Below are 15,211 nucleotides of genomic sequence, written 5' to 3'. Positions count from 1 at the left end.
TTAGTCCTTGCCGGGGCCGTTGTTATTGCCGTTTCCACCGTTGTTCCCGTTGTTGCCACTATTGCCGCTGTTGCCGCCGTTCGACGGGGCCTTGCTGTTCTGGGTGTTGGGCGCCGGTGTGGTGTTGCGCTGCGGTGCTCCGCCACCCATGAGGTTCGATGGCGGTGCCGGGAACGGGTTGGTTCCATACGCCGGTGCCACCGCCAGCATAAAGTTGGTGAACTGCGGGCCGGCGATCATGTAACCGTCAATGGACTGGTAGAACTTGCCGTTGACGGTGATGTTACGGCCCGGGCGGAGCTGGTCACCCAAGGGATCGCCGAACCAAGAGGCCGTGGCCAGGCCGGTGGTGTACCCGACAACCCACGTGGAGCCGTTGGAGTCGTTGGTACCGGTCTTGGCAGCGACGGGGAAGTTGTTGCGGGTGCTGAGTGCGGGCCGGATCAAGGAACCGGAACCGGCATTCAGTACTTCCTGCATCGCATAAGCCACGCCGCGCGCAACCTCAGGTTTTACGGCGTCCTTGCAGTTGGACGACTGCGCCGGGAGGTCAGCTCCGGTCTGGTCTTTCACTGACGTGATGGCGATCGGTTCACAGTACTTGCCGTCGGCAGCGAAGGTCGCGAAAGCACTGGCCATCGTCAGCGGTGCGGTCTGCGTCGCACCGATCAGGTTGGACAGCGTGGTCATGGGGACCTTGGGATTCGGATCCGTGATCTTGCCGGTTTCCTTGTCCCGCGCGGGCAGACCGCCATGGATTCCCACAGCGTCAACAATCTTCTGAATCCCACAGAGGTCCACCTGTGCCGCTGAAGCGAACGTGGCGGTGTTGATGGAGTTCATCAGGCCGTAGAGGACCGTCATGTTCCGGTAGTAGTTCTCCTCGGAGTTCTGGAGATCGAACGTGCCATTCGTCGCGTCATACCACCCAACGGTCGGCGTCTCGCAGGTGTTCTTCCAAGGGAAGTTCTGCGGATACCGGCGCTGTGCTGCGTTGACCGTCTGGTTCATGGACTTGCCTTCGTTCAACCATTCGGCGAACGTAAACGGCTTCATCGTCGAGCCGGGCTGGAAGCCACCGATGCCGTTCAGGTCGTTGCCCTTGGCGTCCATGACGTCCACGTTGAAGTTCTGGGTTTGATCGAACTTGCCCTCTTGCGGGAGCCACACGGTGTTCTGGGCCATGCTCACGATCTGGCCGGTGCCCGGCTGCACGGAGACGATCGACGCTCCCCACTTGTCCGGGTTGGCGCCGGCCGTACCGTCCACCTGCTGCTGTGCCACAGCCTGGGCCGTGGGGTCGAGGGTGGTCTGGATGGTGAGGCCGCCGCGCATGATGCGCTTCTCGCGATCGTCGGAAGTTTCGCCGTAGGCGGGGTTGTTCAAGAGAAGGTGGAGCACGTAGTCACAGAAGTACGGAGCCATGGTGGCGTAGGCGCAACCCTGGCGGGCCGGGGTGACCTTGGTGGTGACAGGAGTGGCCACAGCCTCGTCGTACTCTGCCTGGGTGATTTTGCCCTGGTTGACCATGGCGGCCAGCACCAGGTCGCGGCGCTTCTTGGAGTTGTCCGGGTTGCTGATCGGATCAAAGGCCGAGGGGCTGTTGACCAGGCCTGCAAGCAGGGCTGCCTGCGGCAGCGTCAGGTCCTTCGCGCTGGTGCTGAAGAAGAACTTGGAAGCGGCTTCGATGCCGTAAGCGTCACGGTTGAAGAAGACAATGTTGAGGTATCCCTCAAGGATCTGCTCCTTGGAGAACTTCTTCTCCAAGGCGATCGCGAGCTTCATTTCACGCAGCTTGTCCCCAACGCCCTTGTTAAGGCCGTTGAGCTTGACGTCTTCTTCCTTGCCGGAAGCCACCAGTGACTCGTTGATGACGTTGTTGACGTACTGCTGGGTGATGGTGGACGCACCCTGCTTGTTACCGCGGGCCGTGCTCACCAGCGCGCGCATGATGCCCGTGGTGTCGATGCCGCCGTGCTCATAAAAACGGCTGTCCTCGATCGCGATGACAGCGTCCTTGATGAAGGGGCTCATCTGGTCGAGGGGGACCTTCGTCCGGTTCTCCGCGTAGATCGACGCAATGGGCGATCCGTCCTTGGCCAGAATCGTGGTGTTCTGGCTCGGCGGGTCCACTTGGAGCTCCGCCGGAAGCGTGTCAAAGAACTGGATGGAACCACTGGCGGCACTGCCGGAGACGGCGGCGGCCGGGACCAAGAGGCCCGCCACCAAGACGCCACAAATTGCACTCACGCCAAGGAAACCTAGAATCTTTCCGAGGGTGGTGGCAGTGTCGAATATGGGGTTCTTGCGAGTCACCATGTTTTCCACTTTACCGGCAAGGGCTAGGCTTTCTGTCATGACCAAATGGGAGTACGCCACGATTCCGCTCATAATCCATGCCACGAAGCAGATCCTGGACCAATGGGGCGAGGACGGCTGGGAGCTTGTACAGGTCGTCGGTGGCCCCGATGGCAAAGGACTTGTCGCATACCTTAAAAGGGAGAAGCAGTAACAATGACTACCCCCGCAGAAACCACCTCTGCCGCGGAATCGGGCGCTCCGACGTCCGCCGTCGAACAGCGCCTCGCGGAGCTCGGACTGACCCTTCCCGAGGTCGCCGCTCCGGTTGCTGCCTACGTTCCGGCCGTCGTGTCCGGCAGCTACGTCTACACCTCCGGCCAGCTGCCCTTTATTAACGGCAAACTCGAAGCTACGGGCAAGGTCTCCACAGGCGAACTCGGCACGTCCGATGAGCCCACCGTCGATCCCGAGGACGCCAAGCGTTACGCCGCCGTATGCGCGATCAACGCCCTCGCAGCAGTGAAGAGCGTCATCGGCGACCTCGACCGCGTTACCCGGATCGTCAAAGTTGTTGGCTTCGTCTCATCCGATCCCACGTTCACCGGCCAGCCCGGTGTCATCAACGGCGCTTCCGAACTCCTGGGCCAGGTATTCGGCGACGCCGGCATCCACGCCCGTTCCGCCGTCGGCGTTGCCGTATTGCCGCTTGACTCGCCTGTCGAGGTCGAGCTCATCGCTGAATTCAGCTAAGGAACCGGTTCACCCAAGTGCCTCAGCTTGCCCGTCGCCTGTTTGTCCTGCCTCCTGAACTCGAAGGAGCGGCAGAGAACTGGCTTCACCTTGGCGAGCGGACCCCCAGGGCCGCCCGCTACGCATCATCCGTTGTCCTGCTGCGTGATTCGCCCACCGGCTTGGAGACGTGGCTTGGTTACAGGCCCGGCTCCTCGCCGTTGGGCGTTCTCGCGTTCCCCGGCGGTTCGCTTGAACCCTCCGACGACGAACCCGTCGGTTGGTTGGGCCCGTCGCCCCAGCACTGGGCCGAGCAGATGGGGACGGACGACGTCGGACTCGCCCGCCGTCACGTGGTGGGCGCCATCAGGGAGCTCTTCGAAGAGACCGGCGTTCTGTTGGCAGGCCCTGACGCTGCCTCCACGGTGGAGTCGAACTCCACCGTGGAATGGATGAAGGCCCGCGAGGCTGTTGCCGCCCAGGAGAAATCCTTCACAGAAGTCCTGGCGAAGCGCGGACTGTCCGTGCGCACCGACCTCCTCAAACCCCTGGTCAATTGGCTCAGCCCCGACTTCGCGCACTCACGCTTCAACACGCGCTATTTCGCGGCCACTGTTCCCGTCAACCAGCAGCCGAGCATCCTGGGCAGCAAGGGCGTATGGGGCCGATGGGTCAATGCTGCCGAGGCTATTGCCCTCAGGGACACCTCCGCCTTGGGTGATGAAGTGGCACAGGAAAACACCGTCGGCCACAAGCTCGGCGAGCTGCTGGTTCCCGGGTCTGAGATCATGCTCGAGAAAATGGCCCACGCCAACGGCTGCATCGCTTACCTGAGCTACAAGCGGAAGGCGCATGTCTACCAGCCCCGGCTCGTGGACGAGGGCGGGCAGCTCATGCTCGAGGTTGAAGCCGCAAGGACCGTCCCGGGCGAACCCCAGCGCGAACGCTGACCCTCTATCACTTCCCGCCCGTTTTCCGGCGTCCCTCTGTCACTTCCCGCCGGTTTTGAGGCGTTCCTCTATCACTTCCCGCCCGTTTTCCGGCGTCCCTCTGTCACGTCCCGCCCATTTTCGGGCGTTCCTCTCTCACGAAAAAGGCCGCCCCGGTGATCACCGGAGCGGCCTCTTTGCGAAGGGGGTTTAGCGGGAGCGCTGACGCAGGCGCTGCATGTCGAGAATAACGACGGCGCGCGCTTCCAACCGCAGCCAACCGCGCTGGACGAATTCGGCCAGGGCCTTGTTGACAGTTTCGCGGGATGCGCCGACCAGCTGGGCCAGTTCTTCCTGCGTCAGTTCGTGGGCGACCAGCACGCCGTCGGTCGCAGGGCGGCCGAAGCGGTCGGCGAGGTCCAGGAGGGCCTTCGCTACGCGGCCGGGGACGTCGGAGAAGACGAGGTCGGACAGGGAATCGTTGGTGCGGCGCAGGCGGCGCGCCAAGGCCTGCAGCAGCTGGGCCGACACCTCAGGGCGGGTGCGGAGCAGTGCGTTGAGGCTCTCGTTCTTCAGGCCGGCGAGGCGGGTCTCCGAGACAGCGGTTGCCGTAGCGGTGCGGGGGCTCGGATCGAACAGGGCCATCTCGCCGAAGAGTTCACCGGGGCCGAGGATCGCCAGCAGCGACTCACGGCCGTCGGGGGAAGTGCGGCCGAGCTTTACCTTGCCGGACACAATGAAGTAGAGCTGGTCACCCTGGTCTCCTTCGCGGAACACCGACGCCCCGCGGGAAAGATCCACCTCGGTGAGTTCGTCTGTCAGCAAGCGGAATGCATCGTCGTCAAGGGTGGCGAAGAGGGGTGCGCGGCGCAATACCTCGATGTCCATGAAGTCTCCTGAGAATAAAGTTTCGGTCGTGGCGCTTCAGCCATTGTTTCAGAATTTTTAGCGTTCTGTGACGTACTTGGCACGTGAAACGCTGAAATCACGCGGATTCCGTTGCCCGATCGCCCTGTTTCAGGCCACAACTGAACCCGGACCGAGCCCGCTCCGTGACCGGGCTAACGGTTTACTGTCAGGGTCCCCCTCTAGAATTGGCGCTACCCGGCTATGAGGAGCACTTGGTGTTTGGCTTGACCATTTTGGACTTTGCATTGATTTTCATGCTCTTGTCCTACCTGATCTATGGCCTTCGCAATGGCTTCCTGGTGACCCTCGGCGGGATCGCGGGATTCATCGTTGGTGCAATCGCGGCCTTCATCGCGGTCCCGCTGGTCAGCGGCTGGGTGAGTGACAGCGCGTGGAGGCTTACCGCCACAGTGGCTGCCGCCGTCGTACTTATTGCTTTGGGCCATGGACTCGGAACCATGATCGGGCGACGGGTCCGTCACGTGGTGCGGCTTAAGCCGCTGCACGCTGTGGACCGCCTGGTGGGCGGTGCGGTAAGCCTCGTGGTCGCCGCGCTGGTCATGTCCATGTTGGCCTTCAGCATCAGTTCCCTCGGTGTGCCCTTCGTCTCACAGCAGCTGGCGCAATCCAGGGTGATCCGGTACATCGATTCACTGACGCCAACGCCCGTCAAAGCCACCATGGCGCAACTGCGGTCCACGGTGATCGGCGATGGCATTCCCAAACTGATCGAGGGCTTCGGCTCCACCACACCGGCCAAAATCCCCAACGAGTCCACCGATACCCCTGCCCTCAACCAGGCTGCACAATCCGTGCTGAAGATCGCCGGCACAGCCTTCCAATGCGGCCAGAACCAGACGGGTTCCGGCTTCGTGGTGTCACCGGAGCGCGTGGTCACCAACGCGCACGTCGTTGCCGGCGTGTCGCAACCGGTGGTGGAAGTGCCCGACGGCGGTGCGCTGCCGGGACGGGTGGTCTACTTCGACCCCCGGCGGGACATTGCCGTGTTGGCTGTGGACGGACTCGCCGCTTCGCCGCTGCCGTTGAGCGGGGACCTGCCTGACGGCAGTCCCGCAGCGTTCGCCGGTTACCCGCACGGCGGGCCGTTCCAGTCCAAACCCGCCACTGTGGAAGGGATCTCGACGATCCTGGTTCCGGACATTTACGGCAGCAACCCGTCACCTGAGCTGGTCTATAAGCTGGCGGGCGACGTCCAGCCGGGCAACTCGGGCGGGCCTTTGCTCACGACGCAGGGGCAGGTGGCTGGCCTCATCTTTGCCAAAACAACAACCAATGCTGCCCTCGGTTTCGCGCTGACCATGCAGGACGTCCAGCCGGTAGCGGCGCAGGCTCCCGGATTGAGCGCCCCGGTGGAGTCAGGCCAGTGCACGCGCAAGTAATACCCGCTGCCTGACCTGCCCCCGTCCGCGTGATGTGCCCCCACATTCGCGATGCTCTCTCACATAATGAGCGTTTTTTGCCAACGCTCGTTCACCTAAGGGCCCTGATTCCCAGACGCTCTTTCACCCCTATAGATTGAGAGTCATGACTGAAGCCACTCCCGCCTCTGAACCCGGACGCGGCACCATTCTTGTTGTCAACGGCCCCAACTTGAACCTTTTGGGTACGCGTGAGCCCGAGAAGTACGGGACCTCCACATTGGCGGACGTTGAACGACTGGCCTTGTCCGCCGCCGAATCGCACGGGTTCACGGTGGATTGCGTCCAGTCGAACCATGAAGGCGATCTCTTGGACGCAATCCACGCCGCCCGCGGAACGGCCGTTGGCATCGTGATTAATGCGGGGGCGTTCACTCACACGTCCGTGGCGCTTCGCGACGCCTTGGCAGCTGTCCAGCTCCCCGCCGTCGAGGTGCACATCACCAACGTCCACCAGCGGGAGGAATTCCGCCACCACTCGTACCTGTCCGGCGTGTGCAACGCGATCATTGTTGGTGCCGGTGTACTCGGGTACAAGCTGGCCGTCGACTATCTGGCCGACACGCTCTGACGGTTGGGATGTGATAGAACGTCGGGCCCAAAGCGTTGGGATGTGATAGAGCGTCGGGCCCAGCGCGTTGGGATGTGATAGGGCGTCGGGCCCAAAGCGTTGGGATGTGATAGGGCGTCGGGCCCAAAGCGTTGGGATGTGATAGGGCGTCGGGCCCAAAGCGTTGGGATGTGATAGGGCGTCGGGCCCAAAGCGTTGGGATGTGATAGAGGATCACAAGGCGGTGATCCGGAGGAGGACCGCGTGCTCAGGGTGCAGGACGGGCATCGGCAGCCCGACTTCCCCGAGGAACCGCCCGGAAGCTTCCGCGCCGGAGGCGAGCCACTGCACCGGCTGGGCTTCGATGACCGTGTGGCTGTAATCGGGGTCTTCCGGCGTGGGGAACAGCAGCTCCACACGGTAGCCACGGTCCGCATCGAGCCCCGGGAGTGAAACGCGGCCCACCTGTTCGGCGAACGACGTCCGCGTCTTGACCACCGCAAACAGCGCCGCAGTGGCACCGGCCGGGATACCGCCGTCGTACTCCGACGCGACCACGCCATGCACCATGAGGGACTCATCGGGGGAGTCGGCGCGCACCATTCGTCCACTGTGGATGAGGTCCCGGTGCGCCTTGTACAACGCGATGAACCGCTTGAGTTCCTCGCGCTCGGCTCCCCTGACCGCGCGGACATCCCACTCCATGCCGAAATGGCCGAAGAGTGCGGTGATCGCGCGGAAGGAAAGATCGTGTGTCCGGGCGGTGGTGTGCGACGTCGTGGGACCGATGTGGCTGCCGACCAGCTCCGGGGGGACCACCATGCCTGTCCAGCGCTGGATGGTTTGGCGCTCCAGCGCGTCGTTGCAATCCGATGCCCAGATCCGGTCTGTCCGCTCCAGGATCCCCAAGTCCACGCGGGCGCCGCCGGACGAGCAGCTCTCAATCTCCACCTCCGGGTGCGCAGCACGCAAGGCGTCGAAGAGTCGGTATGCGCCGAGGGTCTGCTCATGGACCGAAGCGCGCCCCGCATGTCCGTGTTCCAGCAGGTCGCGGTTTTGGTCCCATTTGAGGTAGCTGATGTCGTTCTCCCGCAGCAGGGCGTCGATCCGATCGTAGACGTACTGCCAGGCTTCCGGGTTGACGAGGTCCATGACGTGCTGGTGCCTCCACTCGAGCGGGAGCCGGCCGCCCTCCTTGTAGGACGCAACCGAGGGGCCAACAATCCACTCGGGATGGGCGCGCGCGACGTCCGAATCAAGGTTGACCATCTCCGGTTCCACCCACAGCCCGAACTCCATGCCGCGGGACGTCACCGCCTGGATGAGCGGTGTCAGCCCCTTGGGCCACACCGTTTCATCCACGTACCAGTCGCCCAGCCCGGCATGGTCATCACGGCGGCCACGGAACCAGCCGTCGTCCAGCACAAAGCGTTCCACGCCCAAATCAGCGGCTGACTCCGCGAGTTCCAGCAGGGTGTCCAGATTGTGGTCAAAGTAGACCGCTTCCCAGGTGTTCAAGACCACGGGGCGCGGGCCCGATACATGGTGCGGCCGGGCCCGGAACCAGCTGTAGAAGGCTTCAGTGATGCCGTCGAGGCCACGGTCCGAGTAGGCGGCGTACAGGGCGGGAGATGCGTAGCTTTCGCCGGGTTGCAGCACCACTTCGGCGGCGCCCAGCAACTCGGAGCCGCCGATCATGGTGCGCCCGTCGGCCGCGCTGTCCGCAAATTGTTCATGGTTGCCGCTCCACGCGAGATGCGTGGCCCAAACCTTGCCGTGCCGGTTGCCGAAACCTGCCGTCCCGGCGGCGAACAGCAGGGACGAATCATGCCCGGTGCGCCCGTGCCGTCCCGTCCTGACCCACGTTCCCTGCTGGAGGGGGCGGCGCTGCGGGTGGCGCTCCCGGCACCAGCGTCCGGTCAGGTCCAAAAGTTCGACGGCGTCCGGCGCCACCGGGAGAACGGTTGCCAATTCGTCCACCTGGAACGGCGACGTTCCGTCATTCCGTAGTTCGTGCCGCAGTTCCAGCAGCCCGCCCGGATGGAGGGTGAGGTTGCTGGTGACGGTGATCCCGGCGTCGGGATCTGACTGAAGAACGACGGCGGTACTGCCGTCCGTCGGCGCACTCACCACGCGGAGGCGCACCGAAAAATCAAAGCCGGGAACGCCGTCTATGACGCGGTGTCCCCTGAGGCCCGGGCGGCCCTGCCACGAGGAGGAAGCCTGGGGGAGCAGCCCGGCCGGTACATTCGCGTCAGCCGCGGACGGCGGAACGGGCTCGTTGAGGATGGAAAGGTCGGGGAGTGAGTCGCCGAGGTCGGCTCCCCAATGAGTAATCTCGGCCTCTCCGCGGTGCGTGCTGATGACCAGGCTGGTGCCGGCGGAACGGAGGTGGAGCGGGTGCATGCGTGTTTGTCGCTTTCAGATAAGGGGTGCGGGGCCCGGTGTGCGCGCCGTCCTGGGAATCAAAGCGCGCAGAACGGGCCCCGCAAAAGGGGCTTTACTTGAAGAGATCGTTGACCTGGTTGTTGGCTTCCGTGAGCGATGAAGCGGGCTTCTTGCCCGAAAGCACGGCGTCCATGGCGGGCTTCATGATGCCGTCCACCTTTGCTGCTTTGTCTGCAATCGGGAAGAGGAAGGTGGTGCCGTCCTTGACGTGAGTGGTGAAAGCGGACACGTCGATGCCCTTGTCGGCGAAGGCCTTGGCGGCGATCTCGGCGGAGCTGCTGATTGCCGGGAACACCACGGCCTTGCCCGCGACGACGTCCTGGCAGGCTGCTGAGCCGAGGTATTCAGCCCACTTGACGCTCGCTGCCGGGTTCTTGGTGCCGGCCCAGACGGAGTCCGCCAAGCCGTTGAACATGGAAGCGCGCTGGCCGTTGGGGCCCTTGGGCGTAGGAGCAATGGCGGTCTCAATGCCCTTGTAGGTCTTGTACTGCCCGATCAGCCAGTCGCCGTTGGAGTTGATGGCGGCCTTTCCGGCGCCGAAGCTGTCCGGCATGCTCGCACCCACGGTGGTTTCCAGCTTGGGCATGTAACCCTTTTCCGTCAGCCCGGCCCACCAGGTGATGGTCTCCTGGAAGCGGGGGTCGTCGTAGTTGAACTTGCTTCCCCAAGGGTTCTTGTCCGTAGCAGTCCATCCGGTGGTGGCGGTGAGGAAGCTCCATTCAGTCTGGCCTTGGCCTGCGCCGCTGCCGGTGAGTCCCAAGCCGTACGTGGCTACATTGTTCTTATCGAAGCCGGGCTCGTCGCCGCGCTTGCCGTTCTTGTCCACCGTCAGCTTGGCAATGACTTTCTCGTAGCTGCCGCCGTCCTTGGGGTTCCAGTCAAGGTTGGCCATCTGTTCGGCCGGGATGCCTGCGGCGTCGGTCATTGCCTTGTTGTAGAACAGGCCCACGGTGTCCCAGTCTTTGGGAAGGCCGTAACGCTTGCCGTCCTGGCCGACCCACAGTTCCGGAAGCCCGGCGGTGTAGGCGTCCAGTTTGACGCCGTCCTTTTCAACTGCTTCGTCCAAGGGCAGCAGCTGCTTCTTGGCCGCGAATTCCGGGTATTTGGAGAGGTGGTTGGTAAAGACGTCCGGTGCCGTTCCGGCCACAAAGCCGTTGGTCAAGGTGGTCCAGTAGTCGTCCCACCCGCGTTGGGTGATTTTGACCTTGATATCCGGGTTGGCTTTGGTGAAGTCATCGGCGCACTGTTGGTAGGCGGGAAGCTGGTTGGCGTCCCAAAGCCAGTAGTTGATTTCGCCGTTTGCCGCGGAACCGGAATCGGAGCTACCGCAGGCGGACATCGTCAGGGCAAGGACGGCGGCTGCAGCTGCGACGCCAAGGGGTTTCTTCATGACAGGCCTTTCAGGAGTGTTCTTGCGGTTTATTTGATTCCGGAGAATCCGATGGAGTTCACAACCTTCTTGCCGAAGGCGATGAACAGGATGAAGATCGGCAGCGCGGCCACGAGGGTTCCGGCCATGAGTCCGGACCAATCCAAGGCGCCCTGCGGGGATTGTGATTTGAAGACGCTCAGGCCGACAGTGAGTACCCGGACGCTTTCGTCCTGGCCAACCAGGAGCGGCCAGAAGTATTCGTTCCACTGACCGATGAAGGTGAGCAGCGCCAGGGTGGCGATGGGGGCTGCGGCGTTGGGAAGCACAATCTGGAAGAAGATCCTCAGGTGCTTGGCGCCGTCGAGCATGGCCGCTTCCTCAACCTCGCGGGACATGCCCAGGAAGAACTGGCGTAGGAAGAAGATCGCAAACGGCGTCATGAACAGGAACGGGAGGGTCATGCCGGCCATGGTGTTGAGCAGCCCGAGGTTCTTGATCATGAGGAAGTTGGGCAAGGCGGTGAAGATGGGCGGGACCATCATGGTGGTGAGGAACAGGCCGAAGACCTTGTTCCTTCCGGGCCAGCGAAGCCGGGCGAAGGCGTAGGCAGCCATCGCGCTGAAGAACACCTGCGCCACAGTGGTGACCGTGGCAAAGACGATCGAGTTCCTCAGGTAAAGCCAGAAGTTGATGGCGGCGCCGGAGCCGCCTTCGGCGATCGCTTCCTCGGTGGTTTGAAGGCCAAGGACCCGTTTGAAGGCGCCCCAGCTGAACTCGGCGGGGAGGAGGTTGCCCGAGTTGGAGGCTAGGGCGCCGTTGCTGGAAAGTGCCGTGCGCAGCATCCAGTAGAAAGGGGCAATGGTCACGGCGACGGCGACGGCGACCAGCACCCACGCGCCGATGCGGCGCCAATTCAGGGGCTTCTTCCGGGACGGCGTGCGGGTTTCAGGCAGGGTTGAGCTTGTCATTGCGGTTCCTTAGTCCAGGTCCGATTCGTTGCCCTTGAGGAACTTCATCTGGATGAAGGCCACCAGGGCGAGAATGATGAACAGGATGACGGACAGTGCGGAGGCGTAGCCGAAGTCCGACTCGCCGAAGGCTTTTTGGTAGATGTACATCTGGATCACGCGGGAGGCGTTGACGGGCCCGCCGTTGGTGGTGACGGCCACGGTGTCGAAGACCTGGAACGATCCGATGACAGTGACCACCAGCACCAGAACCAGCACGGGCCGGAGCAGGGGCATGGTGATGCTCCAGAATGTCCGGGTGGGTGAGGCGCCGTCGAGGTTTGCTACCTCGTACAGGTGGTTGGGGATGGCCTGTAGGCCGGCAAAGATCAACAGTGCCGTGTAGCCCATGTGCCGCCAGACATTGACGAACGCGATGGTGGGGATGGCCCATTGCTCGCTGCCGAAGAAGGCCACCCGGGGGAGCCCGATCCAGCTCATGACTTCATTGACGATGCCCAGTTGGTAGTCCAGCATCCAGAACCACACAAGTGCCACGATGACGTTGGCTACCAGGAACGGCAGCAGCAGGGCGCCACGGATGAAAGTGGATTTCGCTACCCGGTGCATCAGCAGCGCGAGCCCCAGCGCGATGACGGTCTGGAATCCGATGTTGAGCGCCACGTACTGGAGGGTGACTCCCATGGCGTTCCAGAACAGTTCGTCCTGGAAGAGTGCCGAGTAGTTCTTAGTCCCGATCCACGTCGGCTCACCCAGGATGCTGTATTCCGTGAAGCTGAGGTAGATGCCGCGGATGGTGGGGACCAGGAAGAAGGCCACGAAGCCAACCATCGCCGGAAGGATGAAGAGGATTGCGATCCGAAGGTCGCCGAGGCGGCTGGTAATGCTGCGTTTGACGGGTGCGTTCCCGGGCCCCTGCTTGCGTCCGGAGCGCTTGGCTGCGCTGGCCGGAGGCTTGGTGAGTGTGGTCATCGTCGACACTTCCTGACTGTGATGCGGGTAACAACGCTGCTGAATCTACACGAGTAGAAACTTGTTAAGCAAGGTCTTGCCTAGTTTATTGATGTGATAAGCCTCCTTAGTTGACTCGAGTAGATAGTGGTGGGAGACTCACATCACGCCCTTCTACGGGCGCCTCAATCCCAGGCAACGCAGCTCAGGAGGGCAGAATGTCGTTTTCGATTGGTGTCTTGGGCGTCGGCCAGTTCGGCGGCCAATTCGCGCACTTGTTCAAGCTCCACCCCGGTGTCAGCGCGGTCTACGCGGTGGATGAACGCCCCGAGAGGGCGCTGGCCGCCCGGGAGCAATGGAGCTTGGACGGCACCATGGCCTCCTTCAACGAACTGCTGGCCTCCGACGTCGATGCGGTCGCTATCTTTACCCAGCGATGGACGCATGGCCCTTTGGTTGAACGGGCGCTGCGCGCCGGAAAGCACGTCTACTCCGCCGTGCCGATGGCCGTTTCCGAGGAAGAAATCGAGCGCATCATCACCGCCGTCCGGGAAACCAAGCTCGTCTACATGATGGGTGAAACGAGTTATTACAACCCCGCCACGGTCTTCGCCAGGAAACAGCAGGAAGCCGGAAAGTTCGGCCGCATTTTCTACACCGAGGGGGACTACGTCCATGACATGGACCTTGGTTTCTATGAGGCCTACCAGTACAGCGGCGGCGACCGTTGGAAGGAGACCGCCAGCTACCCGCCCATGTTGTATCCCACCCACGCAATAGGCGGGGTTCTGGGTGCTGTCCCCGGACATGCGGTCAGCGTCAGTTGCATCGGAGTCAAGGACCAGCGGAACGACGGAGTCTTCGACAAGGACGTCAGCATGTTCGCCAACGACTTCTCCAACGCAACGGCCCTGTTCGAAATGAACGACGGCGGTGCGATGCGCACCAATGAGATGCGCCGGGTGGGGTACCCCTCCCACATCCGGGAGTCACGGTTCCGCTATTTCGGCACCGAGGCAAGCTTCGAACAGCTCGTGACCACCACACTGTGGCAGGACAAACAGGGCGTCACCGATGTGTCGGACCAGGTTGAAACGAAACCCACCATGTCACCTGACGATCTGTCCCTGGCGGGCGTAGCCCCTGAACTTCGGGACGCTTTCATCTCCGGTCTTGCGCCCGTCCACGAGCCGGCCCGGCTTCCGCAGGAGTTCCTCGGTGCCCCCAACGGCCACGAGGGCAGCCATCAGTTCCTCGTGGACGACTTCGTCACTGCCGTCAACAAGAACCAGCTGCCACCCGTCAATGCCTGGGTTGCTGCGCGGTATACCCTTCCCGGCATCGTGGCGCACCAGTCCGCGTTGCGCGGAGGCGAGCGCCTTCCCATCAGGGACTTCGGCGACGCTCCTGCGATGTAGCTAGCATTTACCCCATGACCACTTCTGCTGTACAAACCCCGCGCGGCCCTGTGACCCGCAAGGACGTGGCCCGGTACGCCGGGGTGAGTACCGCCGTCGTGAGTTACGTTGTGAACGGCGGTCCCAAGAACGTGGCGCCGGCCACCGAAGCCAAGGTGCGGGACGCCATCCGAATCCTCGGATACCGGCCCAACGCGGCTGCGCGGGCGTTGAAGCTGGGGTCGACCGAGACTATCGGCGTGGTGGTTCCGGACAACACGAACCCGTTTTTTACCCATCTGGCGCATGCCGTGGAAGAAGCTGCCGCCGCGCTGGGCTACGGCATGGTGCTCGCCAACTCGAACGGCAGCCTGACCCGTGAACGCAAAAACATCCACACCTTGGCGGCGCGGCAGGTGGATGGGGTTTTCCTGGCAAGCTGTGTTTTCGACCCGGACCTGACGGACCTGGAGGCCACCGACATTCCGTCGGTGCTGCTGAACAACCTTGGTTCGCCTCCCGGTTTCAGTAGCGTCGGAGTGGATTTGGAAGCAGGTGCCCGTGCTGCCGTGGAGCATTTGATCGGCCACGGCCACACCAGCATCGGCCTGGCGATCGGCACCAATACCGGCAATCAATTGGATGGGCGTGAGGCCGGTTGGTTGGCCGCCCTGCGTGCGGCAGGGCTGCCCGACGGGCCACTGATACACGGGGAATTCAGCAGATCCGGCGGCTACGAGGTGGGCAAGCGGTTCCTGGCCATGGCCAACCGGCCAACGGCGATCTTTGCCAGCAGTGACATGCAGGCCATCGGCATACTGCGCGCGTTTCACGAAGCCGGTGTGCGGGTTCCCGCGGACATCGCGCTGGTCTCCTTCGACGGTTCCCTCGACGCCGAGTACAGCTGGCCGGCGCTGACCACCGTTTCGCAACCCATCGAGGCAATGGCCGAGGCCGCGGTCCGGTCACTCGTGGGCGCGAACCGTGGGGAGGAGCTCCAGCACCACATCCTGCCCACCGAACTGATCATCCGGCAGTCCTGCGGTTGCCCCTAGCTTCCTCTCTCACGTCCCACCCCCTTCCCGGGCGGTCCTTTGTCACATCATCACCCGTTGAGGGCTTCCCTCTATCACTCCTCTCAAGGAAGTGATAGAGGGTCGGCCTGAACGCTGCGGAAAGTGATAGAGCGTCGGTAGGGGAGGCCGGCGCAAGACCCAT

Annotated in this window: 13 protein-coding genes; 7 read left to right on the top strand and 6 right to left on the bottom strand. The window is 62.9% G+C overall.

Features of this window, described 5'->3' with window-relative positions; translation table 11 throughout:
• Entirely contained in the window at window positions 1-2,319 is a 2,319-nt protein-coding gene (locus AUR_RS06345; RefSeq protein ID WP_062099340.1) for a transglycosylase domain-containing protein, read from the bottom strand.
• Between the two features lie 37 nt (window positions 2,320-2,356).
• On the opposite strand from AUR_RS06345, the gene AUR_RS06340 reads away from it, so the two are divergent.
• The 3 genes from AUR_RS06340 to AUR_RS06330 are packed head-to-tail and all read left to right on the top strand — an operon-like array spanning window position 2,357 to window position 3,980.
• Window positions 2,357-2,512, top strand: a complete 156-nt coding sequence (locus AUR_RS06340) for a Sp36 family protein (protein WP_011775990.1) — start codon at window positions 2,357-2,359, stop codon at window positions 2,510-2,512.
• 2 nt (window positions 2,513-2,514) lie between these two features.
• Window positions 2,515-3,051 carry a RidA family protein gene (locus AUR_RS06335; RefSeq protein WP_021473785.1) on the top strand — a complete coding sequence of 179 codons (537 nt, stop codon included), beginning with the start codon at window positions 2,515-2,517 and terminating at the stop codon, window positions 3,049-3,051.
• 17 nt (window positions 3,052-3,068) lie between these two features.
• Window positions 3,069-3,980 (top strand): NUDIX hydrolase, encoded by a 912-nt coding sequence (locus tag AUR_RS06330; protein ID WP_021473786.1) that lies wholly within the window; start codon window positions 3,069-3,071, stop codon window positions 3,978-3,980.
• Between the two features lie 189 nt (window positions 3,981-4,169).
• Here the strand turns inward: AUR_RS06330 and AUR_RS06325 are convergent, their stop codons facing one another.
• Window positions 4,170-4,847 carry a Crp/Fnr family transcriptional regulator gene (locus AUR_RS06325; RefSeq protein WP_011775987.1) on the bottom strand — a complete coding sequence of 226 codons (678 nt, stop codon included), beginning with the start codon at window positions 4,845-4,847 and terminating at the stop codon, window positions 4,170-4,172.
• Between the two features lie 236 nt (window positions 4,848-5,083).
• Here AUR_RS06325 and AUR_RS06320 point away from each other — a divergent pair, with 236 nt between their 5' ends.
• Window positions 5,084-6,268 carry a MarP family serine protease gene (locus AUR_RS06320; protein ID WP_062097903.1) on the top strand — a complete coding sequence of 395 codons (1,185 nt, stop codon included), beginning with the start codon at window positions 5,084-5,086 and terminating at the stop codon, window positions 6,266-6,268.
• Between the two features lie 145 nt (window positions 6,269-6,413).
• Window positions 6,414-6,878: a type II 3-dehydroquinate dehydratase gene (gene aroQ / locus AUR_RS06315; protein ID WP_021473788.1), complete on the top strand. Its 465-nt coding sequence runs from the start codon at window positions 6,414-6,416 to the stop codon at window positions 6,876-6,878.
• 213 nt (window positions 6,879-7,091) lie between these two features.
• Here the strand turns inward: aroQ and AUR_RS06310 are convergent, their stop codons facing one another.
• From AUR_RS06310 to AUR_RS06295, 4 genes are all read right to left on the bottom strand, one after another.
• The gene (locus AUR_RS06310) at window positions 7,092-9,263 is read right to left on the bottom strand and encodes an alpha-galactosidase (protein WP_128397084.1); all 2,172 of its coding nucleotides are present in this window, start codon (window positions 9,261-9,263) and stop codon (window positions 7,092-7,094) included.
• A 94-nt stretch (window positions 9,264-9,357) separates the two neighbouring features.
• The gene (locus tag AUR_RS06305; RefSeq protein WP_062097899.1) at window positions 9,358-10,695 is read right to left on the bottom strand and encodes an ABC transporter substrate-binding protein; all 1,338 of its coding nucleotides are present in this window, start codon (window positions 10,693-10,695) and stop codon (window positions 9,358-9,360) included.
• 29 nt (window positions 10,696-10,724) lie between these two features.
• Window positions 10,725-11,645, bottom strand: coding sequence for a carbohydrate ABC transporter permease (locus AUR_RS06300; RefSeq protein ID WP_062097890.1), 921 nt, complete (start codon window positions 11,643-11,645; stop codon window positions 10,725-10,727).
• 9 nt (window positions 11,646-11,654) lie between these two features.
• Entirely contained in the window at window positions 11,655-12,617 is a 963-nt protein-coding gene (locus tag AUR_RS06295) for a carbohydrate ABC transporter permease (RefSeq protein WP_062097888.1), read from the bottom strand.
• A 197-nt stretch (window positions 12,618-12,814) separates the two neighbouring features.
• Between AUR_RS06295 and AUR_RS06290 the strand changes: the two genes are divergently transcribed.
• Both AUR_RS06290 and AUR_RS06285 read left to right on the top strand, forming a co-directional pair.
• Window positions 12,815-14,014, top strand: a complete 1,200-nt coding sequence (locus AUR_RS06290) for a Gfo/Idh/MocA family protein (protein ID WP_128397083.1) — start codon at window positions 12,815-12,817, stop codon at window positions 14,012-14,014.
• Between the two features lie 14 nt (window positions 14,015-14,028).
• On the top strand, window positions 14,029-15,048 hold the full coding sequence (locus AUR_RS06285; RefSeq protein ID WP_021473794.1) for a LacI family DNA-binding transcriptional regulator: 1,020 nt from the start codon (window positions 14,029-14,031) through the stop codon (window positions 15,046-15,048).
• The last annotated feature ends 163 nt before the right edge of the window (window positions 15,049-15,211 follow it).

The organism is Paenarthrobacter ureafaciens (assembly GCF_004028095.1).
Lineage (GTDB): Bacteria > Actinomycetota > Actinomycetes > Actinomycetales > Micrococcaceae > Arthrobacter > Arthrobacter ureafaciens.
This window is presented reverse-complemented; position numbering and strand designations above follow the sequence as displayed.

Bases quoted from the DNA above. Each gene is read 5' to 3' on its own strand.
- AUR_RS06325 (WP_011775987.1), bottom strand. From the start codon at position 4,847: ATGGACATCGAGGTATTGCGCCGCGCACCCCTCTTCGCCACCCTTGAC.
- AUR_RS06310 (WP_128397084.1), bottom strand. From the start codon at position 9,263: ATGCACCCGCTCCACCTCCGTTCCGCCGGCACCAGCCTGGTCATCAGC.
- AUR_RS06295 (WP_062097888.1), bottom strand. From the start codon at position 12,617: ATGACCACACTCACCAAGCCTCCGGCCAGCGCAGCCAAGCGCTCCGGA.
- AUR_RS06340 (WP_011775990.1), top strand. From the start codon at position 2,357: ATGACCAAATGGGAGTACGCCACGATTCCGCTCATAATCCATGCCACG.
- AUR_RS06300 (WP_062097890.1), bottom strand. From the start codon at position 11,645: ATGACAAGCTCAACCCTGCCTGAAACCCGCACGCCGTCCCGGAAGAAG.
- aroQ (WP_021473788.1), top strand. From the start codon at position 6,414: ATGACTGAAGCCACTCCCGCCTCTGAACCCGGACGCGGCACCATTCTT.
- AUR_RS06305 (WP_062097899.1), bottom strand. From the start codon at position 10,695: ATGAAGAAACCCCTTGGCGTCGCAGCTGCAGCCGCCGTCCTTGCCCTG.
- AUR_RS06285 (WP_021473794.1), top strand. From the start codon at position 14,029: ATGACCACTTCTGCTGTACAAACCCCGCGCGGCCCTGTGACCCGCAAG.
- AUR_RS06345 (WP_062099340.1), bottom strand. From the start codon at position 2,319: ATGGTGACTCGCAAGAACCCCATATTCGACACTGCCACCACCCTCGGA.
- AUR_RS06290 (WP_128397083.1), top strand. From the start codon at position 12,815: ATGTCGTTTTCGATTGGTGTCTTGGGCGTCGGCCAGTTCGGCGGCCAA.
- AUR_RS06335 (WP_021473785.1), top strand. From the start codon at position 2,515: ATGACTACCCCCGCAGAAACCACCTCTGCCGCGGAATCGGGCGCTCCG.